The organism is Streptomyces sp. NPDC001816, from assembly GCF_042892235.1.
Taxonomy (GTDB): domain Bacteria; phylum Actinomycetota; class Actinomycetes; order Streptomycetales; family Streptomycetaceae; genus Streptomyces.
Window position 1 is genome coordinate 347,915 of record NZ_JBIATY010000008.1, and the last position, 23,283, is coordinate 371,197.

Here is a 23,283-nt window from a genome sequence, read left to right on the forward strand (position 1 = left end):
AGCGGCGCCGCGGGTGGGCGGAACAGGGCCCGTGGGTGGAGAACGACCCTGAGCGCACCCCTAGGGGCGCCGTTTGCCACAATGGGCAACCCTTGTGCTTCCGTTCACAAAGCGGATCGCCAAGTCGATCAGCAAGCCGATCAGCAAGTGACCGCGCCCTCAGCGACACTCCCACCGAAGGTGACCCGTGGACCTCAAGACAGCATCCGCCATCCGCCGCCTCCGTCTGATCTCCGTGCCCGAGGGCATCTCCTGGATCATTCTCGCGACCTGCACGATCATCAAGTACACGGTCGCCTCGGGCTTCGACGTCGCACCGGTGCTGGGCCCGATCCACGGCGTGCTGTTCATCCTCTACGTGCTCTTCTGGGCGGACGCCTGGAACCGCACCAAGTGGGCCAAGGGCAAGGCCGCCCTCTACTTCGCGTACTCGGTCATCCCGGGCGGCGGCTTCATCATCGAGCGCGCGCTGCGCCGTGAGGCCGAGGCCGCCGTCATCGCGGCCCGCGCCCGCAAGGAAGGGGTCGTCAACGCATGATCGTCGCCTTCTCCGTGACACCGCTGGGCGTCGGCGAGGACGTGGGGGAGTACGTCGCCGACGCCGTCCGTGTCGTCCGCGAGTCGGGCCTGCCCAACCGCACCGACGCGATGTTCACCTCCGTCGAGGGGGAGTGGGACGAGGTCATGGACGTGATCAAGCGGGCCGTGGCCGCCGTCGAGGAGCGGGCGCCCCGCGTGTCGCTCGTCCTCAAGGCCGACATCCGGCCCGGCGTGACCGACGGGCTCACCTCCAAGGTCGAGACCGTCGAGCGGCACCTGGCCGGGTGAGCACCGGCCGACTCGCTGACAAAACCCCGGCCCTCAAGGGCCGGGGTTTTGTCAACCGCTTTCTTTGAGCGGTCGCTCAAAGGGGGGTACTTTCCCAGCCAGACAGTTTGAGCAGTCGCTCAAGCGCCACTCTGACGTGGGGGAACACCATGGGTCTCTACATAGAGACGCATATCCACACCGACCTGGACGATCTCTGGGCGCGCACTCAGGACCCCGCCCAGCACCTGCGCTGGGACCTGCGGGTCAGCGAGATCGACTACCTCCCCCGCGCGGAGGGCGAACCGCAGCAATTCCGGTACGTCGCGCGCGTGCTGCCGTTCCTCACCGTGTCCGGCTCCGGCGTCGCCGCGGGCGAGAAGGAGTGCCCCGACGGTACCCGCACCGCCGCCCTGCGCTTCACCTCCCCGCACCCCCTCTCCCTGCCCGCCGAGGGCAGCGGCTACTGGCGCTACGTGCCCGACGCGCAGGGCGTCCGCTTCCTCACCGGCTACGACTACCGCCCCCGCTGGGGCGCCTTCGGCGCGCTCGTCGACCGCCTGGTGTTCCGGCCGCTGATGGGCTGGGCCACCGCCTGGTCCTTCGACCGGCTGCGGCTGTGGCTGGAGCGGGGCATCACCCCCGAGCGGGCCCTGGTCAACTGGCTGACCGAGCTGGCCGTGCGCGCGCTGGTGCTCACGGCGTGCCTGGCCGGTCTGGGGCTGGAGTCCGGCATCCGCGTCTTCGGCCCGTTCGCGGCCGCCGCGGCCTTCCTGTGCCCACTGCTGCTGATGGTCGCGCTCTCGCTCGCCCTCCTCAAGGCGCCGCTCGCCTGCACCCCGGCCGCCCGCCGCTGCCTGCGCGCCCCGGTCACCCAGGCATGCACCCCCCGCCTCCTGCGTACGCTGGCCCTGGAGAAGCACGGGTGATCCCGGCGTGCCGCCCCTCGACGGGCCCGGCGAGCGGGGAGATCCGCACCGGCCGGGACGTCCCCTTCATGATCGGGAACGTGCCGTACACCGACCCCCTCGGCCGTGAGACGGTGACCTTCGTGCGCACCTTCGACCTGCCCGGCCGCTCCAGCGGCTTCGACACCCGGACCGTGCTCAGTTCCATGGGCGCCCGCAGCCTCGACATGCGGGCGGAGGCGCGTGCGTGAGCCCGGAGACGGTGAAGGCCCAGGAGACCAAGACCCGACTCCTGGAGGGCGCACTGCGCACGCTCACCGAGCAGGGCATCGCCAAGACGTCGGCCCGTACGGTGGCCTCGGCTGCCGGGGTCAATCAGGCGCTGGTCTTCTATCACTTCGGCTCGGTCGACGAGCTGCTCGCCGCCGCCTGCCGCTACGGCGCCGAGAAGGCCGTGGCACGGCATCGCGACCGGCTCGCCTCCGTCACCTCCCTCTCCGAGCTGCTCGCCATCGGCCGGGAGATACACGAGCAGGAACGGGCCGGCGGGCATGTCACCCTCCTCGGCCAGCTCCTGGCGGGCGCCCAGACCCACGCCGCCCTCGGCCCGGCCACGGCCGCAGGCCTCGACCTGTGGATCGCCGAGATCGAGCAGGTGCTGCGCAGGGTGCTCGCCTCGACCCCCTTAGCCGGGTTCGCCGACCCGACGGGCCTGGCCCGCGCCGTCGCCGCCTCCTTCGTCGGCATGGAGCTGTACGAGGGCGTGGACGAGACCGGCGCACACGCGGCCCTGGAAGCCCTCGAACAGCTGGGCGCGCTGGTCGCGGCCCTGGAGGAGCTGGGCCCGGTCGCCCAGCGCGCGATCCGCCACCACCTGCGCCGCACCGGCCGCCGCTGACACTGGACACCAGACCCCCATTCCGTCGCTTTCCGTGACTAAACGTGACGAGTCATCGTCGGATCGTCGTGACGGACATCGCCAAAGTGGCCGCCGAACGACCGAAGACCGAGACGGGGCTGACCGGCATATGACCGGCCGGTAGGGTCTGATGACGTGCCGAAGCCTCTCAGCCTCCCCTTCGACCCCATCGCCCGTGCCGACGAGCTCTGGAAGCAGCGCTGGGGAAACGTGCCCTCGATGGCCGCGATCACCTCGATCATGCGGGCCCAGCAGATCCTGCTGGCCGAGGTCGACGCGGTGGTCAAGCCGTACGGACTGACCTTCGCGCGCTACGAGGCGCTGGTGCTGCTCACCTTCTCCAAGGCCGGTGAGCTGCCGATGTCCAAGATCGGCGAGCGGCTGATGGTGCACCCCACGTCCGTGACGAACACCGTGGACCGGCTGGTGAAGTCCGGCCTGGTGGCCAAGCGCCCCAACCCCAACGACGGCCGCGGCACGCTGGCCGTCATCACCGACAAGGGCCGTGAGGTGGTCGACGCGGCCACCCGCGACCTGATGGCGATGGACTTCGGCCTCGGGGCGTACGACGCCGAGGAGTGCGCGGAGATCTTCGCCATGCTGCGCCCGCTGCGGATCTCGGCACACGACTTCGACGAGGAGTGACCCGGGGCAAGATCTCCCGGAACGGACGGTTACGCTCGACCGCATGAAGAAGAGCGTGCTGACCCGCTACCGCGTCCTGGCCTACCTCACCGGCGTGCTGCTGGTCCTGCTGTGCCTGAGCATGATCGCCAAGTACGGGATGGACGTCGACGGTGCCGCCGACTTCACCCGGGTCGTCGCCATCGCGCACGGCTGGCTGTACGTCGTCTACCTGGTCTTCGCCTTCGACCTGGGCTCCAAGGCGAAGTGGCCGGTCGGCAAGCAGCTGTGGGTGCTGCTGGCGGGGACGATCCCAACGGCTGCCTTCTTCGTCGAGCGGAAGATCAGCCGCGAGCTGGAGGGCAGGGTCGCAGAGCCGGCCCCGGCCGTCGCCAAGGCGTAGTTTCCGCCGCGATCCGCCGCGATCCACTGCGGTTCCACCGCCGTACGACCGCCTTACGACCCCCGTACGGCGGGGGTCACATCAGCCGCTTGGACGGCGGGCATCGACATTTACTAGGACGTCCAAGTAAATTCGATGGTATGGACGCTCACGCCATCGAGGAAGGCCGCCGACGCTGGCAGGCCCGATACGACGCCGCGCGCAAGCGCGACGCAGACTTCACCACGCTCTCCGGCGATCCCGTGGAGCCGGTGTACGGACCCCGACCGGGGGACACGTACGAGGGATTCGAGCGGATCGGCTGGCCCGGGGAGTACCCCTACACGCGCGGGCTCCATCCGACCGGTTACCGAGGACGCACCTGGACGATCCGCCAGTTCGCCGGCTTCGGCAACGCCGAGCAGACCAACGAGCGCTACAAGATGATCCTCGCCGCCGGTGGCGGGGGTCTGTCCGTGGCCTTCGACATGCCGACCCTGATGGGCCGCGACTCCGACGACCCGCGCTCGCTGGGCGAGGTCGGGCACTGCGGGGTGGCGATCGACTCGGCCGCCGACATGGAGGTCCTGTTCAAGGACATCCCGCTCGGCGACGTCACGACGTCGATGACCATCAGCGGGCCCGCCGTACCCGTCTTCTGCATGTACCTGGTCGCCGCCGAACGCCAGGGTGTGGATCCGGGGGTGCTCAACGGGACCCTCCAGACCGACATCTTCAAGGAGTACATCGCGCAGAAGGAGTGGCTCTTCCAGCCGGAGCCCCATCTGCGCCTCATCGGCGACCTCATGGAGTACTGCGCCGCCGGCATCCCCGCCTACAAGCCGCTCTCCGTCTCCGGCTACCACATCCGCGAGGCCGGGGCCACGGCGGCACAGGAGCTGGCGTACACGCTCGCGGACGGGTTCGGCTACGTGGAGCTGGGGCTCTCGCGCGGGCTCGACGTGGACGTGTTCGCGCCGGGGCTGTCCTTCTTCTTCGACGCCCACGTCGACTTCTTCGAGGAGATCGCCAAGTTCCGTGCGGCCCGGCGCATCTGGGCCCGCTGGATGCGGGACGTGTACGGGGCGAAGAGCGAGAAGGCACAGTGGCTGCGGTTCCACACGCAGACCGCCGGAGTCTCGCTGACCGCGCAGCAGCCGTACAACAACGTGGTGCGTACGGCCGTGGAGGCGCTGGCCGCCGTGCTCGGCGGGACCAACTCGCTGCACACCAACGCCCTGGACGAGACCCTCGCGCTGCCGAGCGAGCAGGCCGCGGAGATCGCGCTGCGCACGCAGCAGGTGCTGATGGAGGAGACCGGGGTCGCCAACGTGGCGGATCCGCTGGGCGGTTCGTGGTACGTCGAGCAGCTGACGGACCGGATCGAGGCCGACGCGGAGAAGATCTTCGAGCAGATCAGGGAGCGGGGGCTGAGGGCCCACCCGGACGGGCGGCACCCGATCGGGCCGATCACGTCCGGGATCCTGCGCGGGATCGAGGACGGCTGGTTCACCGGGGAGATCGCGGAGTCCGCGTTCCGGTACCAGCAGGCGCTGGAGAAGGGTGAGAAGAGGGTCGTCGGCGTCAACGTCAACACCGGGTCGGTGACCGGGGACCTGGAGATCCTGCGGGTCAGCCATGAGGTGGAGCGGGAGCAGGTCCGGGTGCTGGGTGCGCGGAAGGCTGCGCGGGACGAGGCGGCGGTTTCTGCGGCGCTGGACGGGATGCTTGCCGCGGCTCGGTCCGGGGCGAACATGATCGAGCCGATGCTGGACGCGGTGCGGGCCGAGGCGACCCTCGGTGAGATCTGCGGGGTGCTGCGGGAGGAGTGGGGGGTGTACACGGAGCCGGCCGGCTTCTAGGCGCCGTTGCTCGGTGCGGGCGTACCAGGGGGCTCCCGCCCCCTGGACCCCCGGCCTATGCCCACCCACCACCCGACTCGGTGGGTCGAGAGGTGGACGTAAAGGGTGGGCGTTCGGCCCGGTATGCGGCCTACTGCTGACCGGTATGCGGCCTACTGCTGAGACGCCAGCCCCGTCAGCAGTACCCGGGTGAAGCTTCGGACCCATTCCTCGTCCGCCGGCTTGCCGCTCACCAGGGTGCGGTGGACCACCGCGCCCGCGACCATGTCGAAGATGAGGTCCCCCGTTCGGGCGGATTCCACGGGGTCCGGCTCCGGGGGCAGTTCGCCGCGGCACTGGGCGCGGGCGCGGCCCTCCAGGACCAGGCGCATCTGGCGGTCCACGATGGAGGCGCGGATACGTTCCCGCAGGGCGTCGTCCCGGGTCGACTCCGCGACCACCGCCATCAGGCCGCTGCGGGCCTCAGGGCGGTCCAGGATCGCCGCGAACTGCAGGACCACGCCCTCGATGTCGGCGGCCAGGCTGCCGCGGTCGGGCATCTCCAGTTCGTCGAAGAGTTCGGCGACCGCGTCGACCACCAGTTCGTGCTTGCCGGCCCAGCGCCGGTACAGCGTCGTCTTTGCAACCCCGGCCCGCGTCGCCACGTCTCCGAGGGTGAGCTTGGACCAGCCGAGTTCCACCAGCGCCGCCCGCGTGGCCGCCAGGATCGCGGCGTCAGCGGCGACGCTGCGCGGGCGTCCGGTACGGCTGGCGGGGGTGCGGCTCTGCATCCCACGACCATAACCGGCCGTTTCTGTGATGCCGTGAGGGAGATCACCGGGGCGTGGTGTCGCGGCGGCCCCCTCTGCCATTACGCTACGACTCGTAGCGAAAGCTCGTGAGGGACGTACACGGGCGACGGTCACCGGCGTGGGGTGGGGACCCCGACGCCAACCGCAACGCTTTTTCATTCATACGCGGGAACGGGGGAGGATAGACGCATGCAGCCACGGAACAACATGTCCATGAGCGGCGTCGTCGACCTCGCCGCGGTGAAGGCGGCCCAGGAGGCCAAGGCCAAGGCCGAGCAGGCGCGCGCCGAAGCCGCCCGGCAGGGCGGGGCGGGGGCCGTCTCTCCGGCCGACCTCGTCATCGATGTCGACGAAGCCGGTTTTGAGCGCGATGTCCTGCAGCGCTCCGCCGAAGTCCCCGTCGTCATCGATTTCTGGGCCGAGTGGTGTCAGCCCTGCAAGCAGCTGAGCCCGGTCCTGGAGCGACTGGCCGTCGAGTACGACGGGCGCTTCCTGCTCGCCAAGATCGACGTCGACGCCAACCAGATGTTGATGCAGCAGTTCGGGGTCCAGGGGATCCCTGCCGTGTTCGCGGTCGTCGCCGGGCAGGCGCTGCCGCTCTTCCAGGGGGCCGCCGGGGAGCAGCAGATCCGGCAGACCCTGGACCAGTTGGTGCAGGTCGCCGAGCAGCGCTTCGGGCTGACCGGCCTGACCGTCGACCCGGACGCGCAGCCGGGCGCCGCCGCCGAGCGCGAGGTGCCGGCCGGCCCGTACGACTCCCTGCTGGAGGCCGCCGTACAGGCGCTGGACGCGGGCGACCTGGGTGGGGCCATCCAGGCGTACAAGAACGTACTGGCCGACGACCCGGCCAACACGGAGGCCAACCTCGGTCTCGCACAGGCCGAGTTGCTCCAGCGGGTGCAGGGCATGGACCCGCAGCAGGTGCGCAAGGAGGCCGCCGAGAAGCCGGCCGACGTGGACGCGCAGATCGCGGCCGCCGACCTCGACCTGGTGGGCGGTCATGTGGAGGACGCCTTCGGGCGGCTCATCGAGACCGTGCAGCGCACGGTGGGTGACGACCGGGACGCGGTGCGGCGTCGGCTGCTGGAGCTGTTCGAGGTCGTCGGACCCGAGGATCCGCGGGTGGTCGGGGCGCGCCGGGCGCTGGCCCGAGCCCTGTTCTGACCAGTTACTAAACGCCACGGCTTGTGATGCCGGGGTGAAAGATTTGCCGACGAGGCGTCAGGGCGGCCGCGCTTTACCAAATCTTGGTAATCGCGGCCGCTGTTACTCGCAGTAAATCAGGGCCATTGACCTGTCTGGTTTTGTCCTGAAATAAATGGCATTGCTCCACCCCAGGAGGCCACCCAGGGTGGCGCTCCGAGACCGGCGGGTCGTTGTTCGGTTATCCGGCCGTTACTAGCGAGTAACGAACCCCCTTGTGCCCGGCGCGAGAATGCACCACGATCGGCGACGCTCGGTCCATTCCCGTACCCCGACAGCCGGTCGGGTCGCGGGAGACTCTGGGTCCCCACCGGGCAGAGCCGGCGGCAGTGGCGCCGGCTCTAGGGCAGGGGGGTCTTCGCCGAACCGGCGAAGCCTGTCCAGAGGTTGTGCGTGATGTGTGTCAGGCGCGACCAGTGGTTGTCGCTCGGGGGTGATCGCCGGTGATTCGGGCGCGGTTCGCGCCTCCGGGTACAGGCGCTCTCCTTCCCGAGGACGTAGCACTTCTCCCATCCCTGCCTGGCTGAGCCGCCGACTGGGGCGAGTCCGGGCCAGGAGATGTACGTCCGAGAAGGAGGAAATATGGAGTCCCAGGTGCGTGGCGGGACCAGATGGAAGCGGTTCGCTGTGGTCATGGTGCCCAGCGTCGCCGCTACGGCCGCGATAGGTGTCGCCCTCGCGCAGGGCGCTCTCGCTGCTTCGTTCAGTGTTTCGGGTCAGCAGTTCAAGGTGACGGCCGACAGCCTCCACGGTGAGGGCTTCGCCCAGTACGGGGCGGTCGACAGCGGCTACACGCTCGACGGGAAGAAGACGGCCCACGCCGTCGCCGTCTCGTCGTTCAACGACGCCACGATCACCAACATGTGCCAGTCCGTGGTCACCCCGAACGTGCCGTTCCTCGGGTCGGTCACCCTCCGTCTGGAGGCTGGCGGCGCGGGTCACGAAAAGGTCCAGGCCCACAACCTCTACATCGATGTTGACGACCTGCAGGCCGACGCGACCTTCAACGGCATCGACATCGGTGTGGCCGCCAAGGACGCCAGCAAGGGTCCGGGCATGAAGGGCAACGGCGAGCAGGCCAACCCGTTCGGCTTCGCCCAGCAGGCGGACTCGGCGGACCTGACGGGGGTGCAGCAGACGGCGTGGGCCACCACCGCCGGCACCTTCAAGCTCAGCGGTCTGCACATGTCGCTGCACAAGGGCGACGGCAAGGGCATCGAGTGCTACTAGGCACTCGGTGATCGGGCGGGGGAGCCGACGGCACCCCCGCCCGACCCGCACTCCGGCCGCGTCTTCACGCGCGGTACACATCACCACCACAGCAACGCCGCACCAGGGAGCTGTTTTCCATGAGCGCCGAGACTCCTGCCGCCGAACCCGGCCAGTTCACCCACCGGAGGCTGCAGTTCCGCGCATGGCGGGGCACCCGTCCGTTCTGGGCCGGGCTCTACGTCCTGCTCAGCGGTCTTCCGATCATGTACTTCCCGTACTTCCACCTCCAGCTCGGTCACCTGACGCTGGCGATGGCGACCACGGCGGGAGCAGGCTCCCTGATCATCGGCGTGCTGCTCATCGTGCTGGGCGTCAGCCTCTGGTTCCAGAAGCACGTACGTACGTTCGCGGGAGTCGCCGCGATCCTGCTGGCGCTCGTGTCGCTCCCCGTCTCCAACTTCGGCGGCTTCATCATGGGCTTCCTGCTCGCCCTCGTCGGCGGAGCGATGGCCGTGGCGTGGGCGCCGGCCGCGGAGCCGCAGCCGGAGCCGCCGGCCGGGCCCGGTCCGGGTGAGGGCGCAGCCCCCGAAGCCGCGCCGCTGCCGCCGCAGGCCGCGGACGAGGTGAGCAAGTCGTACGACCTGTCAGGGACGAGCCCGGCCAACGAGGCGAACGGGAGGCACAGTGCCGGCTGACGAGGTGGCCCACGGGACCGACGTGGACGGGTCCCGCGCGAGAACCGGGCCACGCCACGCGGCACCCAAGAGGCCGCTGTTCACCAGGTTCCATATGCCGGGCGGCAAGGCGATCGCTTCCGTGGCCATGCCCACGGCGGTCATCGTGGGCATGGGTTTCACCTCGACCCTCGCCCTCGCCGACAACGGCAGCACGCCGTCGACGTCCAACAGCCAGAAGGCCGCGGACTACAAGGACTGCGTCGCGGCGCTGGACGGCTCCAAGGACGCCTCGGCCTCGCCGTCGCCGTCCGCGAGCGAGTCCACCGCCACGGCGACGCCGACCCCCACGGCGTCCGCCGAGACCCAGGACGGCAAGACCACGGGCAAGACGTCTTCGTCGGATTCAGGTTCCGGCGACCAGGCCACGCCCACGCCGACGGCGACCTCCGGCTCCTCCGGCTCGGGTTCGGACTCCGGCTCCTCGGGCTCCGGTGGCGGCAGCACGGCCACGCCGACCCCGTCGGCGTCCCAGAGCAGCGGTGGCACCATCCTGGACACCATCGGCGACACGATCGGTGACATCGGTGACGTCCTCACCGGCGGCACGAAGGACTCCGGTACGTCCACGAGCCCGACGCCGTCCGCGTCCGAGTCCTCGTCGCCGGCCACGTCGTCCTCGTCCGGCTCCTCGGACACGGGCAGCGCCGCCGACACCGTCAAGGACACCGCGACCAAGGCCGCCACGACGGTCACGGACACGGTGAAGAACACCACCGACACGGTCTCCAAGACGGCCGACAGCACCACCCAGGCGGCCACGGACGCGGCCGCGTCGGCCACGCCCAGCCCCTCCGCGAGCTCCTCGACGGCTCCGGACAACTGTGTGGCGGCCACCGACGACGTCAGCGGTGTCGACAACAAGGTGCCGGTGGCGGACGACCCCTGGTACCTGAACGCCAGCTCGCTGCTGCTGAAGGGCGCCGACTACCAGGGCATCGTCGAGGTGAAGACGGCGGGCGGCACCAAGAAGAAGGTGCTGAAGTACGTCATCTCCGGCGGGACCGACATCGGCGACCTGCACCAGACGGTCAACGACAAGCAGTCCGGCAAGGTCTACCACGTGCAGGCCGAGAAGGGCTCGACGTCCACCATCCGCAACGGCGACACCGTGATGTACACCCAGAGCATCTCGGGCAACCTGTTCGGACTGATCCCGGTGACGTTCAGCCCCGACAGCCCGCCGCCGCTCAACATCCCGCTGATCTACTTCACCAACGTGAAGGTGACGCAGGCAGCCCAGTTCGGTGGCGACCTCCACGTGCCCGGCATGCACGTGTACACCACCGACTGAGCACCCCCCAGACCCGTTCGGGAGCCGCACGCCGTGGCCCGGTCCTCCACTCGTGGAGGACCGGGCCACGGCCATTTCGACCCTTCAGAGGATGCGCAGATGGCTGATTTCGTCCGTGGGCCTCATGCTGCTCAAGCCGTACTACCGCGACGGCCCGGCGTGAACGCCTGAGGGCGCCCCCTGTCACAGGGGGCGCCCTCAGTGTCGTACAAAGCCCTTGCGGGGAGCCTTACTTGCTCTCGCCGCCCACGTGGTGGACCCGGACCATGTTGGTGGTGCCGGGGACGCCGGGGGGTGAGCCGGCGGTGATGATGACCGTGTCGCCGGGGGTGAAGCGGCCCAGCTTGGCCAGCTCCTGGTCGACCATGTCCACCATCTCGTCAGTGGTGTTGACGAAGGGGACGACGTGGGGCTCCACGCCCCAGCTGAGGGTCAGCTGGTTGCGGGTGCCCTCGTCGGTGGTGAAGGCGAGGATCGGCTGGGCCGCGCGGTAGCGGGACAGCCGGCGGGCGGTGTCGCCGGACTGGGTGAAGGCGATCAGCCCCTTTCCGCCGAGGAAGTCGGCGATCTCGCAGGCCGCGCGGGCGACCGAACCACCCTGGGTGCGCGGCTTCTTGCCCGGGACCAGGGGCTGCAGGCCCTTGGAGAGCAGCTCCTGCTCGGCCGCGGCGACGATCTTCGACATCGTCTTGACCGTCTCGACCGGGTAGGCGCCCACCGAGGACTCCGCCGACAGCATGACCGCGTCGGCACCGTCCAGGATCGCGTTGGCCACGTCGGAGGCCTCGGCGCGGGTCGGCCGGGAGTTGGTGATCATCGACTCCATCATCTGGGTCGCCACGATCACCGGCTTGGCGTTGCGCCGGCACATCTCGACCAGGCGCTTCTGCACCATCGGGACCTTCTCCAGCGGGTACTCGACGGCGAGGTCGCCACGGGCGACCATCACACCGTCGAACGCCAGGACGACGTCCTCCATGTTCTCGACCGCCTGCGGCTTCTCCACCTTGGCGATCACCGGGACCCGGCGGCCCTCCTCGTCCATCACACGGTGGACGTCCTGCACGTCCTTGGCGTCCCGGACGAAGGACAGCGCGACCATGTCGCAGCCCATGCGGAGGGCGAAGCGCAGGTCCTCGATGTCCTTCTCGGACAGCGCCGGGACGTTGACCGCCGCGCCGGGCAGGTTGATGCCCTTGTGGTCGGAGACGACACCGCCCTCGATGACGATCGTCTTCACCCGCGAACCCTCGACGTCCAGGACCTTCAGCTCGACGTTGCCGTCGTTGATGAGGACCTGGTCGCCGCGCGAGACGTCGCCCGGCAGCCCCTTGTACGTCGTACCGCAGATGTGCTTGTCGCCCGGCACGTCCTCGGTCGTGATGACGAACTCGTCACCGCGCTCCAGCTCGACCGGACCCTCGGCGAAGGTCTCCAGGCGGATCTTCGGGCCCTGCAGGTCGGCGAGGACACCGATGGCCCGGCCGGTCTCCTTCGAAGCCGCACGGACGCGGTCGTACCGCGCCTGGTGCTCGGCGTGGGTGCCGTGGCTGAAGTTGAAGCGGGCTACATTCATGCCCGCCTCGATCATGGCGACGAGCATCTCGTGGGAGTCGACCGCGGGGCCGAGAGTACAGACGATTTTCGAACGGCGCATGGGGCGATCCTATCGGTTTGTTTCGCTGCGGAATATTCCGTCTGGCGGAAGATACAAATGGGCGGACATGCGCTCAGGCGTGTTACTGCCGTGTATTACTCAGCTCCACTGCTCAGCTGTACTGCCTTTTGCTCAACTGACCACGCGGCGGAGCCGCATATTGTTACTGCCCGACAAGCGTGTAGGTCTGCGTGGCGATCTCCAGTTCCTCGTCGGTCGGCACCACGGCGACCGCGACCCGCGCGGACTCGGGCGAGATCAGCCGCGGCTCGTCGCCGCGTACGGCGTTCAGCTCGCCGTCGACCGCCAGGCCGAGCCCCTCCAGGCCCGCGATCGCAGCCTCCCGCACCGGCGCCGCGTTCTCGCCGACCCCGGCCGTGAACGCGACCGCGTCCACCCGGCCGAGCACCGCGCAATAGGCGCCGATGTACTTCTTGAGCCGGTGAATGTAAATGTCGAAGGCGAGCGCGGCCTCTTCGTCGCCCTCGTCGATCCGGCGGCGGATCTCCCGCATGTCATTGTCCCCGCACAGGCCGAACAGACCGCTCCTCTTGTTGAGAAGAGTGTCGATCTCGTCCATGGACATTCCGCCAACACGCGCCAAATGGAAGATGACCGCGGGATCCAGGTCGCCGGAGCGCGTACCCATGACAAGGCCCTCCAACGGCGTCAGCCCCATGGAGGTGTCCACGCACCGGCCCTTCTCCACCGCCGACGCCGAGGCGCCGTTGCCGAGGTGCAGCACGATCACGTTCACCTCCGACGGGTCCTTGCCCAGCAGCCGCGCGGTCTCGCGGGAGACGTACGCGTGCGAGGTGCCGTGGAACCCGTAGCGGCGGATGCGGTGCCGGTCCGCGATCTTCGGGTCGATCGCGTAGCGGGCCGCGGACTCCGGCATCGTCGTGTGGAACGCCGTGTCGAACACCGCGACCTGCGGCAGATCGGGGCGCAGCGCCTGCGCGGTGCGGATTCCCGTGAGGTTGGCCGGGTTGTGCAGCGGTGCGACAGGGATCAGCCGCTCGATCTCGGCGAGCACCTCGTTGTCGATGACGGTGGGCTCGGTGAAGAACATGCCCCCGTGCACCACCCGGTGCCCGATCGCGGCCAGCTCCGGCGAGTCCAGGCCCAGACCGTCCCGGCCCAGCTCCTCGGCGACCGCCTTGAGGGCCGCGTCGTGGTCGGCGATCGGGCCGGTGTGCTCACGGGTCTCGCCCGTGGTGCGGCAGGTGTGCTTGAGCCGGGAGGTCTGCTCGCCGATCCGCTCGACCAGACCCACCGCCAGCCGGCTGCTGTCCCGCATGTCCAGCAGCTGGTACTTCACCGACGAGGAGCCGGAGTTGAGGACGAGGACACGGGTCGGGGTGTTCACAGCTCGGACGCCTTCTCGCTCGGGTTCTGGGCCTGGATCGCCGTGATGGCGACGGTGTTGACGATGTCCTGGACGAGCGCGCCGCGGGACAGGTCGTTGACCGGCTTGCGCAGGCCCTGCAGGACCGGGCCGACGGCGATCGCGCCGGCCGAGCGCTGCACGGCCTTGTAGGTGTTGTTGCCGGTGTTCAGGTCGGGGAAGATCAGCACGCTGGCCTGACCGGCGACCTCGGAGCCGGGCAGCTTGGTGGCGGCGACGGACGGCTCCACGGCCGCGTCGTACTGGATCGGCCCCTCGATCTTCAGGTCGGTCCGCCGCGAGCGCACCAGCTCGGTCGCCGCGCGCACCTTGTCGACGTCGGCGCCCGACCCCGACGTACCGGTGGAGTACGACAGCATCGCGATCCGCGGCTCCACGCCGAACTGCGCCGCCGTGGCCGCCGACTGGACGGCGATGTCCGCCAGCTGCTCGGCGTTCGGGTCCGGGTTGACCGCGCAGTCGCCGTAGACCAGCACCTTGTCGGCCAGGCACATGAAGAAGACGGACGACACGATCGAGGAGTCCGGCCGGGTCTTGATGATCTCGAAGGCGGGCCGGATGGTAGCCGCCGTGGAGTGCACCGACCCCGACACCATGCCGTCGGCCAGCCCCTCCTGGACCATCAGGGTGCCGAAATAGTTCACGTCGGAGACGACGTCGTAGGCCTGCTCCACCGTCACGCCCTTGTGGGCGCGCAGCAGGGCGTACTGCTCGGCGAAGGCGTCGCGCAGCTCGCTGGTGGCCGGGTCGATGAGCTGGGTGTCGCCGAGGTCGATGCCCAGGTCGGCGGCCTGCTTGCGGATCCGGTCGACCGGGCCGAGCAGGGTCAGGTCGCACACGCCCCGGCGCAGCAGCACCTCGGCCGCGTGCAGCACCCGCTCCTCGGTGCCCTCCGGGAGAACGACCCTTCGCTTGTCGGAGCGGGCCTGTTCGAGCAGCTTGTGCTCGAACATCATCGGGGTGACCCGGTCGCTGCTCGGTGCCGAGACCCGGCGGGCCAGCTCGGCGGTGTCGGCGTACCGCTCGAACAGGCCGAGCGCGGTCTCCGCCTTGCGCGGGGTGGCCGCGGTCATCTTCCCCTCCAGGGAGAAGAGGTGCTCGGCGGTGGGGAAACTGGTGCCGGACACCGAGAGCACCGGGGTGCCCGGGGCCAGCCGGGCGGCCAGCGTGAGGATCTCCTCGCTCGGTACCTCGTCCAGGGTGAGCAGCACGCCGGCTATCGGCGGGGTGCCGGCGCTGTGCGCGGCCAGCGAGCCGACGACCAGGTCGGCGCGGTCGCCCGGGGTCACCACCAGACAGCCCGGGGTCAGGGCGCCCAGGAAGTTCGGCAGCATCGCACCGCCGAAGACGAAGCCCAGCGCGTCCCGGGCGAGCCCGGAGTCGTCCCCGAGCAGCACCTTGGCGCCCAGGGTCTGGGCTATCTGCGCGACGGTCGGCGCGGACAGCGCGGGCTCGTCGGGCACCACGTAGCAAGGCACCGGCAGCCGGTCCGCGAGCCGCTCGGCGATCGCGTCGCGGTCCTCACGCAGCACCCGGTTGGTGACCATGGCGAGGACGTCGCAGCCCAGCCCGTCGTACGCGCGGTAGGCATTGCGCGTCTCGGCCAGCACGGACTCGGCCGTCTGCCTGCGGCCGCCGACCACCGGGATCACGGACGCGCCGAACTCGTTGGCGAGGCGGGCGTTCAGGGACAGCTCGTCCGGCAGCTGGGTGTCGGCGAAGTCGGTACCGAGGACGAGGACGACGTCGTAGTCCCGGGCCACCAGGTGGAAGCGGTCGACCAGTGCGGAGACCAGCTCGTCCGTGCCCTGCTCGGCCTGGAGCGCGGAGGCCCCCAGGTAGTCCATGCCGTAGACGGTCGCCGGGTCCTGGGAGAGGCGGTACCGCGACCGCAGCAGCTCGAACATCCGGTCGGGTCGGTCGTGCACGAGCGGGCGGAACACGCCCACCCGGTCGACCTGCCGGGTCAGGAGCTCCATGATCCCCAGCTCCACGACCTGGCGGCCGTCGCCGCGGTCGATCCCGGTCACGTACACGCTGCGCGTCACGTGTGCACTCCGTTTCCTGTGGCTGTCTCGTCTACGACATAAAAATCGCCCACCAAGGTGAGCAGAACCCTCTTGACAGTACCCCCGATGCCGGATAAGGCGCCCGTCAGGACTTCACCGCTCCGGCGGACGTGAAACAATCGGCACTGGCTCACCGGCACCGAAAGCGAGCAGGAGACACAGCACGATGCGCATCGGAGTTCTCACCGCAGGCGGCGACTGCCCCGGCCTGAACGCCGTGATCCGGTCGGTCGTGCACCGCGCGGTGGCGCAGTACGGCGACGAGGTCATCGGCTTCGAGGACGGCTACCGCGGTCTGCTCGACCGCCACCACCGCACCCTCGACCTGGACGGCGTCAGCGGCATCCTGGCCCGCGGCGGCACCATCCTCGGCTCCTCCCGGCTGGAGCGCGACCGGCTGCGCGAGGCCTGCGAGCGCGCCACCGACATGGCCGAGGAGTTCGGCATCGACGCGCTGATCCCGATCGGCGGCGAGGGCACGCTGACCGCGGCCCGCATGCTCTCCGACGCGGGCCTGCCGGTCGTCGGCGTCCCCAAGACCATCGACAACGACATCTCCTCCACGGACCGCACCTTCGGCTTCGACACCGCCGTCGGCGTCGCCACCGAGGCCATGGACCGCCTGAAGACCACGGCCGAGTCCCACCAGCGCGTGATGGTCGTCGAGGTCATGGGCCGGCACGCCGGCTGGATCGCCCTGGAGTCCGGCATGGCCGCCGGCGCCCACGGCATCTGCCTGCCCGAGCGCCCCTTCGACCCCGCCGACCTGGTCAAGATGGTCGAGGAGCGGTTCTCCCGGGGCAAGAAGTTCGCGGTCGTCTGCGTCGCCGAGGGAGCCCACCCCGTCGACGGGACCATGGACTACGTCAAGGGCGAGATCGACCAGTACGGTCACGAGCGCTTCCAGGGCATCGGTACCGCGCTCGCCTTCGAGCTGGAGCGGCGCCTCGGCAAGGAGGCCAAGCCGGTCATCCTCGGCCACGTCCAGCGCGGCGGCGTCCCGACCGCGTACGACCGTGTCCTCGCCACCCGCTTCGGCTGGCACGCCGTCGAGGCCGCGCACCGCGGTGACTTCGGCAAGATGACCGCGCTGCGCGGCACCGACATCCAGATGGTGCCGCTGGCGGAGGCGGTCACCGAGCTGAAGACGGTCCCGAAGGACCGCATGGACGAGGCCGAGTCGGTCTTCTAGCCGTACCTGTTCTCGACCAGCCGCACCTGTTCTCTTCCGGCTGTACCTGTTCTCGACTAGCCGGTCCTGTTCTCGACGGCCGTCCAGAAGTTCTCCACGATCCGGCCGATGAAGTCCTGGCCGGACTCGCTGGCATCGCTGCTGCCGCCGCCCCAGCTGAGGGTGGCGGCCATGTGCCCCTGGTAGTCCTGGTGCAGCTCCTGCAGTACGTCCTCCAGGACTGCCCGGTCCAGGGGCGCGAGCTTCGCGACCGGGCGCACATAGGCCTGCCAGCGGGTGGTCACCGCGCTGTGCAGCAGCTCGGCGAGCCTATTCTCGCGGCCCGTGACGGTCACGAAGTCGGGCAGGGGCAGCTCCAGCACCCGGGCGAGCGCGGCCGACTGGCGCTCGTTGCCCCGCCACTCCCCGCTCTCCTCCATGCGCAGATACCCGGACAGGTCCATGCCGAGGGCGTGGGCCACGTCCTCGGGCGCGATCTCGCGGGCGACCCGGTGCTCGCGCAGCGTACGGGGCCTGCCGATCAGTTCACCCGGAGAACACCACAGCACACCCGCGAGGGCGGTGAGCTCGGGATTGTCGGGAGAAGCGATCCCGCGTTCCCAGGCGACGACGAGGTCCGGGGTGACGTACGGCATCCCGTACGACGCACGCATCCCGTAGGCGACGTGCTCGGGCCCCATGCCGAGGGCGGCACGGAGCCGGCGGGCTGCCGGGGCGTTGAACGGGGGAGCCGAGGGGTTCGGTTGGGCTGAGGGTTGGCGCACTCCGCACAAGCTAGGGAGCTACCCGCGGGTTGACTACGGGCCGTTCCGACAGGATCACTAATTGTAGGAACGTACGGTTCCGGCTGTTCGGTACGTTCCGGCTGTTCAGTATGTTCCGGCCGTTCGGTAGGTAACGGGCGGATCACCCGTGCCCGCTACCCCTTGACCGCGCCCCCGAGTGCGAACCCACCCCCCAGTCGCCGCGCCACGAGTACGTACAGAAGGATCACCGGCGTCGAATAGATCACGGAGAACGCGGCGAGCTGCCCGTACGCGACCATGCCCCGGTTGCCGAAGAAGTCGTTGATGCTGACCGAGGCCGGCATCTGGTCCGGGGTGAGCAGCAGCATGAAGGGGACGAAGAAGTTCCCCCACATCATCACGAACGAGAAGACGGTCACGACGGCGAGCCCCGGCCCCATCAACGGCAGCACGATCCGGACGAGGGACTGCAACGACGACGCCCCGTCCGTCCAGGCCGCCTCCTCCAGCTCCTTCGGCACCCCGTCCATGAAATTCTTCATCAGCCAGATGGCGAACGGGAGTTGGGAGGCGGCGAAGAAGAAGATCGTCCCCTGCAGCGTGTCGATCAGGTTCACCCGCACGAACAGCGCGTACACCGGCACCATGATCGCGGTGATCGGCAGGCTCGTGGCGAACAGGATCGTCAGCAGGAACGGCCGGTTCAGCCGGGACCGGAAACGGGAGAGCGGGTAGGCGGCGAGGGCCGCGCAGACGACGGTCAGCGCGGTGGCCCCGCCGCACAGGATCAGGCTGTTGAGCAGCGGCGTGTAGGTGATGTCCGGGGTGAGGATCGCGTCGAAGTTGCCGAGCGTGAGCCCGTCGGGCACCTTGACCTTCAAGTCCGCATGCGGGTCCACCGAGGACAGCAGCACCCAGGCGAGCGGCAGCGCGAAGGCGAGGGCGACGACGAGCAGCCCGGCGTCGGCGGCGAGGCGACGTGAGGGACGATGTCGGGGCATGGCCGGTCCTACACCTCCGTCCGCAGCAGACGCAGATAGACGACGGAGAACAGGGAGCCCACGAGCAGCAGGAGCAGAGCGACGGCGGTGCCGTACCCGATCATGCTGTTCTGGAAGGCCTGTTCGTACATGAACAGCGGCAGGGTCTGGCTCTTGTCGCCGGGCCCGCCTCTGGTCATCACCCAGATCAGCCCGAAGACGGAGAGCGTCTGCAGGGTGTTGAGCATGAGGTTGGTGCCGATGGAACGCCGGATCATCGGCAGGGTGATGTGCCACATCCGCCGCCACCCGCCCGCGCCGTCCACTTCCGCGGCCTCGCTGATCTCGCTCGGTATCTCGTCGAGCGCGGCCGAGTAGACGAGCATCGAGAACGCGGTGCCGCGCCAGACGTTGGCGAAGGAGACGGCGAGGATGGGCAGGGTGAACAGCCAGTTCTGCGACGGCAGATGGAGGTGCTGGAGGATGGCGTTCAAGGTGCCCTCGCGCCGGAAGAAGGCGTAGAGGAGGAACCCGGCGACGACCTCCGGCAGCACCCAGGCGGTGATCACGACCGCGCCTGTGAGGGTCCGCACGGGCTTGGAGGCCCGTTTCATCAGCGCCGCGAGGGCGAGGCCCAGGGTGTTCTGCCCGACGAGCGAGGACAAGACGGTGAACACCAGCGTCAGCCATACCGCGTTGAGAAACGCCTCGTCGTGGAAGGCTTTGCGGAAGTTGTCGAAACCGACGAAGGAGGAGTGGGCCTGACCGGTCAGCTGGAGGTCGGTGAAGGCGATGTAGACGCAGTAGGCGATGGGGCCGGCGAGGAAGAGAAGCAGGAGGACCAGGGCAGGGGTGAGGGGGAGAGCACGGCTGACCGTGCTCCCCTGATGGCGCCTCACTTCTGGACGACTTGGTTGCCGGTGACGTCCTTGAGGGCGGCGTCGTAGCCACGCGCCGCCTCGTCCACGGACCGATCACCGGTGCTGACACCCTCCATGGCGTCCTGGACGGCGGTCGACACCTTCGGGTACGCGGGGTAGGCGGGCCGGTAGTGGGTGCTGGCGACGAGGTCGGTGAAGAACTTGATGCCGGGCTGGGCGGTGGCGTACGCCGGGTCGCTCGCCACGTCCTTCCGCACCGCGATACCGGAGTTGGCGATGTACCACTTGCGGGCGTTGTCCTTCGTCTGCATGGTCTTGACGAAGTCGAAGGCGAGGTCCGGATGGGCGGCCTTGGCCGGGACAGCCCAGGTCCAGCCGCCGGACATGCTCACCTTGCCCGGGGCCTGGCCGTGCTGGGTGGGCATATAGGCGAGCCCGAGCTGCTCGGACCAGTCCTTCCACTCGTGCCCGCTGCCCGGCAGCCAGGCCTGCGGGAGCCAGGAGCCGTCGAGGTCGATGCCGAGCTTGCCCTGGGGGAGAAGCTCGCCGTTGACAGTGGTGGCGAAGTTGGGATCGAGCGCGTCGGAGACGTCGGGGCCGAGCTTCTCCCGGTACACGGTCTCGACGAACTTCAGCGAGTCCCTGAACCCCTGGCTCCCGGCGATCCACTTCTTGCTGCCGCTGTCGTAAAGGGGGTCCGCCGTCCCGTCGCCGGTGCCGTACAGGAGCATCTCGAACCCCTGCATGGTGGCCCGCTCACCGGCCGGCTTGCCGGTGTAGACGTTGAGCGGGGTGACGCCGGGGACCTTCTGCTTGATGGTACGGGCGGCAGCGAGGACGTCGTCCCAGCTCTTCGGCTGCCAGTCGGCAGGCAGACCGGCCTTCTTGAAGACACGCTTGTCGAACCAGAGACCTCGGGTGTCGGTACCGTCCGGGACGCCGTACGTCTTCCCGTCCTCGCCCCTCGCCGCGCTCTTGGCGGTGTCGATGAATTGCCGCCAGTCCGGCCACTTGGCCAGGTACGGGTCGAGGGGCTTCAAGTACCCGCTCGTGATGTCCGAGTTGATGAGAAAGGTGTCCTCGTACACCAGGTCCGGGGCGGTCCTCGGGGAGCGGAGCATCTGCTGCAGCTTGGTGTAGTACTCCGAGTCCGGCGCCTTGATGGGGACCAGCTCCACCTTCTTGCCGGGGTACTTCTTCTCGAACTGCTTCTTGATGTCGGCGAGGTACGTGTCCATCACCTTGATGGAGTTGTCCGTCGACTGCTTGAAGGAGACCTTGACGGTGTTGGGGCTGCTGCCGGAGCCGTTGCCGCAGGCGGTGAGGGTGGTCGCGGCGAGGGTGAGTGCTACGAGGGCGGTGGCGGTGGGGCGCACGGGCATGACCTCCTGGACGCACATCGTTGTGGCGTGACGTGGAGATGGCTGCCGTGTGAACGTAGGAGGAGTGGTCTAGTCAGGTCAATGAGTCTGCGTGGGATTGGGCGTTGGAGGCTTCGGTCGGCGCGTTGGCCTGGGTGCCGTCACGAGCGATCACTGCAGATCCCTTTTGCAGATCAGCGCGCGAACTGGCGACGAGCGTGGGCGTGCGGGCGGCGCTGCGGGGGCTCGGGGGAATGCGAGAGTGGGGTGACGCTGGGGTTATTCGGGTTGCTGGGCCGCACGGGTACGGGCTTGAGCGGCTTCGGAAGGGGCGTTGGCTCGTGTGAAGGCGTCGGCGGCTCGGAGATAGTAGGTGCGGGCTTCGGCGGGGCGATCGGTGGCCTCGTGGGCGACGGCTAGATTGGTAAGGGTCTGGGCCGCCCGGTACCAGTCTTCGAACTCGTGATGGGCCTCCAGGGCTCTGCGATATGCGTCGATCGCTTCCTGCGCCCGTCCCAACTCCGCCAGAGATACACCCAGGTCGTTCCACGCCATGGCCTCGCTGGGACGGTCCTTGGCGGCTTGGAACAGGTCGCGGGCGCGGGTGTGGGCGCCGATCGCTTCCTCCGCCCGACCGGACTCTTTCAGGGCGGCACCCAGGTTGTGCCATGCCATGGCCTCGCTGGGACGGTCCTTGATGGCCTGGGAGAGGTCGCGGGCGCGGGTGTGGGCGTCGATCGCTTCCCCTGCCCGGCCCGATCGCCGCAGGGCGAGGCCGAGGTTGTTCCAAGCCATGGCCTCGGCCGGGCGGTCCTTGGCGGCTTGGAACAGGTCGCGGGCGAGGGTGAGGGCGTCGATCGCTTCCTCCGCCCGGCCCACACTCTGCAGGGCGGCACCGAGGTTGTGCCACGCCATGGCCTCACCGAGGCGATCGCCGACACGGTGGGCGGCCTCCTGGCTGACTTGGCTCACGGTGATCAGGTCATCGAAGAACCGCCGCCAGTGGAGATATTCCGCGAGGCACAGGCTCAGCCGCACCGCTGTGTCCGTGTGCCGGCCCTCCTTCGCCCACGACACGGCCGCCACAAGCGCCGCTCGCTCCCCGTCCAGCCATGCCAGGGCCTGCCCCCGGCGCGCGAAGCGCTCCGGTTCAGGCATACCGGGCAGCCACCGCAACCGGTCATCGGCAGCATCGGCCCACCCGTAGTAGAACTCCAGAACACGCTCCCGCGCGGCTTCGCCTTCCTCCCGCAAAGCCACGTCTCCGGCCACTACTCCTGCCCCGAAAGCCCGCAGCAGGTCATGCAACCGCCATCGCAGCACAACGGCATATCCTGCGCTCTCCTGGGTCGCCGTGACGAGATGTGCGGCGGCCAGGTCCTCCAGTGCACGCAGGGCGGTTTCCTCATCCAGGTCCATCAGAGCCGCCACGGCCTCTGTGCTGGTGTCCTCACCTGGGGCCACAGCCAGCAACCGCAGCAGCCGGGCCTGCTCTGGCGGAAGGCGGCGGTACGACGTCACCAGCACCGGCCGCAGTACCAACGAACGTCCGTACAGATCTACAGCCGGACTACCGTTGTCGAGTACGTGGGTCGGGTCCCCGGCCTTCTCGATCTCTGCCACCAGCGAGGCGATGCTGCGATGACGGCGCCGACGGAGCATCGCGGCGGCGATCTGAAGGGCCAGGGGCAAATGGCCGCAGAGTGAGGCGAGTTGGCGTAGGGTGCCAGGCTCCAGCCGGGGCCGCTCGTCGCGCTCGTCGGCGTCGAGTAGCGCCCGCGTCAAGAGGGCCACCGACTCGGCCGGGTCGAGCGTCGCCAAGTCGACAAGCCGAATGGGCAGGGCGTCCTGCCGGTCGCGTGACGTGATCAGGACTCGGTGATGATCGGTGCCGGGCAACAGCTCGCGGAACTGTGCCGGGTCCGAGACGTTGTCGAGGATGAGCAGTGTTCGAGCCCGGCTGGCGAGGCCTTCACGGTAGACGTCGTACTGACGTGCTGCCGTCGTCGGCAGATCCGTCCCTTGCACACCGAGGGCGTCGAGCAGCGCCAGCACCGCCTGGTCTGCGGTGACGGGATTCTCGTCGTACCCGCGCAGGTCCACGAACAGGGTGCCACCCGGAAACCAGCCCTTGGCGCGTGCCCGATGCGCCGCCTCCAACGCGAGCGCCGTCTTGCCGACGCCGCCCATGCCGGTGAGGGCCGAGATCAGGATGGGCGGGGCGGTGTCGCCCTCTGCGGGGCCCAGACAGGG

Annotated in this window: 21 protein-coding genes and 1 pseudogene; 13 read left to right on the plus strand and 9 right to left on the minus strand. The window is 69.2% G+C overall.

Annotated features, from left to right (window positions below):
• Positions 1 to 187: 187 nt before the first annotated feature.
• The 8 genes and pseudogenes from ACFYZZ_RS28860 (at position 188) to ACFYZZ_RS28895 (ending at position 5,502) form a co-directional block, all read left to right on the plus strand.
• A complete protein-coding gene (locus tag ACFYZZ_RS28860; protein ID WP_389181775.1) occupies positions 188 to 538 on the plus strand; it encodes a DUF3817 domain-containing protein in 351 nt (116 codons plus the stop codon).
• A complete protein-coding gene (locus ACFYZZ_RS28865) occupies positions 535 to 828 on the plus strand; it encodes an MTH1187 family thiamine-binding protein (RefSeq protein ID WP_386578940.1) in 294 nt (97 codons plus the stop codon). Before ACFYZZ_RS28860 ends, ACFYZZ_RS28865 begins: the two co-directional genes overlap by 4 nt.
• Positions 829 to 977: 149 nt before the next feature.
• Positions 978 to 1,736 carry a hypothetical protein gene (locus ACFYZZ_RS28870; protein WP_389181778.1) on the plus strand — a complete coding sequence of 253 codons (759 nt, stop codon included), beginning with the start codon at positions 978 to 980 and terminating at the stop codon, positions 1,734 to 1,736.
• A gap of 44 nt (positions 1,737 to 1,780) precedes the next feature.
• A pseudogene (locus ACFYZZ_RS28875) lies at positions 1,781 to 1,942 on the plus strand (DUF4166 domain-containing protein); the annotation flags it as partial.
• Positions 1,943 to 1,962: 20 nt separating this feature from the next.
• Positions 1,963 to 2,613, plus strand: a complete 651-nt coding sequence (locus tag ACFYZZ_RS28880; protein ID WP_389181781.1) for a TetR/AcrR family transcriptional regulator — start codon at positions 1,963 to 1,965, stop codon at positions 2,611 to 2,613.
• Positions 2,614 to 2,769: 156 nt separating this feature from the next.
• On the plus strand, positions 2,770 to 3,279 hold the full coding sequence (locus tag ACFYZZ_RS28885; protein WP_381785580.1) for a MarR family winged helix-turn-helix transcriptional regulator: 510 nt from the start codon (positions 2,770 to 2,772) through the stop codon (positions 3,277 to 3,279).
• A gap of 43 nt (positions 3,280 to 3,322) precedes the next feature.
• Positions 3,323 to 3,661, plus strand: coding sequence for a DUF3817 domain-containing protein (locus tag ACFYZZ_RS28890; protein ID WP_389181784.1), 339 nt, complete (start codon positions 3,323 to 3,325; stop codon positions 3,659 to 3,661).
• 140 nt (positions 3,662 to 3,801) lie between these two features.
• Positions 3,802 to 5,502: a methylmalonyl-CoA mutase gene (locus ACFYZZ_RS28895; protein WP_389181787.1), complete on the plus strand. Its 1,701-nt coding sequence runs from the start codon at positions 3,802 to 3,804 to the stop codon at positions 5,500 to 5,502.
• Between the two features lie 152 nt (positions 5,503 to 5,654).
• On the opposite strand, the gene ACFYZZ_RS28900 is transcribed toward ACFYZZ_RS28895, so the two are convergent.
• A complete protein-coding gene (locus ACFYZZ_RS28900) occupies positions 5,655 to 6,272 on the minus strand; it encodes a TetR/AcrR family transcriptional regulator (protein WP_389181789.1) in 618 nt (205 codons plus the stop codon).
• Between the two features lie 210 nt (positions 6,273 to 6,482).
• On the opposite strand from ACFYZZ_RS28900, the gene ACFYZZ_RS28905 reads away from it, so the two are divergent.
• The 4 genes from ACFYZZ_RS28905 to ACFYZZ_RS28920 all read left to right on the plus strand — a co-directional run bounded on the left by ACFYZZ_RS28905 (position 6,483) and on the right by ACFYZZ_RS28920 (position 10,736).
• The gene (locus ACFYZZ_RS28905; protein WP_389181792.1) at positions 6,483 to 7,457 is read left to right on the plus strand and encodes a tetratricopeptide repeat protein; all 975 of its coding nucleotides are present in this window, start codon (positions 6,483 to 6,485) and stop codon (positions 7,455 to 7,457) included.
• A gap of 621 nt (positions 7,458 to 8,078) precedes the next feature.
• The gene (locus ACFYZZ_RS28910; RefSeq protein WP_389181795.1) at positions 8,079 to 8,726 is read left to right on the plus strand and encodes a DUF6230 family protein; all 648 of its coding nucleotides are present in this window, start codon (positions 8,079 to 8,081) and stop codon (positions 8,724 to 8,726) included.
• Between the two features lie 119 nt (positions 8,727 to 8,845).
• The gene (locus tag ACFYZZ_RS28915) at positions 8,846 to 9,403 is read left to right on the plus strand and encodes a DUF6114 domain-containing protein (RefSeq protein ID WP_386578925.1); all 558 of its coding nucleotides are present in this window, start codon (positions 8,846 to 8,848) and stop codon (positions 9,401 to 9,403) included.
• Positions 9,393 to 10,736, plus strand: a complete 1,344-nt coding sequence (locus ACFYZZ_RS28920; RefSeq protein WP_389181799.1) for a hypothetical protein — start codon at positions 9,393 to 9,395, stop codon at positions 10,734 to 10,736. Before ACFYZZ_RS28915 ends, ACFYZZ_RS28920 begins: the two co-directional genes overlap by 11 nt.
• Positions 10,737 to 10,965: 229 nt before the next feature.
• Here ACFYZZ_RS28920 and pyk read toward each other — a convergent pair whose 3' ends face one another.
• The 3 genes from pyk to pta form a co-directional block, all read right to left on the minus strand.
• Positions 10,966 to 12,393 carry a pyruvate kinase gene (pyk, locus tag ACFYZZ_RS28925; RefSeq protein WP_389181802.1) on the minus strand — a complete coding sequence of 476 codons (1,428 nt, stop codon included), beginning with the start codon at positions 12,391 to 12,393 and terminating at the stop codon, positions 10,966 to 10,968.
• Positions 12,394 to 12,556: 163 nt separating this feature from the next.
• Entirely contained in the window at positions 12,557 to 13,762 is a 1,206-nt protein-coding gene (locus tag ACFYZZ_RS28930; RefSeq protein WP_386578913.1) for an acetate kinase, read from the minus strand.
• The gene (gene pta / locus ACFYZZ_RS28935) at positions 13,759 to 15,849 is read right to left on the minus strand and encodes a phosphate acetyltransferase (protein WP_389181805.1); all 2,091 of its coding nucleotides are present in this window, start codon (positions 15,847 to 15,849) and stop codon (positions 13,759 to 13,761) included. The genes ACFYZZ_RS28930 and pta overlap by 4 nt, the downstream gene beginning before the upstream one ends.
• Before the next feature lie 187 nt (positions 15,850 to 16,036).
• On the opposite strand from pta, the gene ACFYZZ_RS28940 reads away from it, so the two are divergent.
• The gene (locus ACFYZZ_RS28940; protein ID WP_389181808.1) at positions 16,037 to 17,062 is read left to right on the plus strand and encodes an ATP-dependent 6-phosphofructokinase; all 1,026 of its coding nucleotides are present in this window, start codon (positions 16,037 to 16,039) and stop codon (positions 17,060 to 17,062) included.
• A 56-nt stretch (positions 17,063 to 17,118) separates the two neighbouring features.
• On the opposite strand, the gene ACFYZZ_RS28945 is transcribed toward ACFYZZ_RS28940, so the two are convergent.
• From ACFYZZ_RS28945 to ACFYZZ_RS28965, 5 genes are all read right to left on the minus strand, one after another.
• Positions 17,119 to 17,826 (minus strand): helix-turn-helix domain-containing protein, encoded by a 708-nt coding sequence (locus ACFYZZ_RS28945; protein WP_389181811.1) that lies wholly within the window; start codon positions 17,824 to 17,826, stop codon positions 17,119 to 17,121.
• A 155-nt stretch (positions 17,827 to 17,981) separates the two neighbouring features.
• The gene (locus tag ACFYZZ_RS28950) at positions 17,982 to 18,809 is read right to left on the minus strand and encodes a carbohydrate ABC transporter permease (protein ID WP_386578907.1); all 828 of its coding nucleotides are present in this window, start codon (positions 18,807 to 18,809) and stop codon (positions 17,982 to 17,984) included.
• An 8-nt stretch (positions 18,810 to 18,817) separates the two neighbouring features.
• The gene (locus ACFYZZ_RS28955; RefSeq protein ID WP_389181814.1) at positions 18,818 to 19,687 is read right to left on the minus strand and encodes a carbohydrate ABC transporter permease; all 870 of its coding nucleotides are present in this window, start codon (positions 19,685 to 19,687) and stop codon (positions 18,818 to 18,820) included.
• Positions 19,684 to 21,051, minus strand: a complete 1,368-nt coding sequence (locus ACFYZZ_RS28960) for an extracellular solute-binding protein (protein ID WP_389181817.1) — start codon at positions 21,049 to 21,051, stop codon at positions 19,684 to 19,686. Before ACFYZZ_RS28960 ends, ACFYZZ_RS28955 begins: the two co-directional genes overlap by 4 nt.
• 258 nt (positions 21,052 to 21,309) lie before the next feature.
• Positions 21,310 to 23,220 (minus strand): ATP-binding protein, encoded by a 1,911-nt coding sequence (locus tag ACFYZZ_RS28965; RefSeq protein WP_389181820.1) that lies wholly within the window; start codon positions 23,218 to 23,220, stop codon positions 21,310 to 21,312.
• Between the last annotated feature and the right edge of the window lie 63 nt (positions 23,221 to 23,283).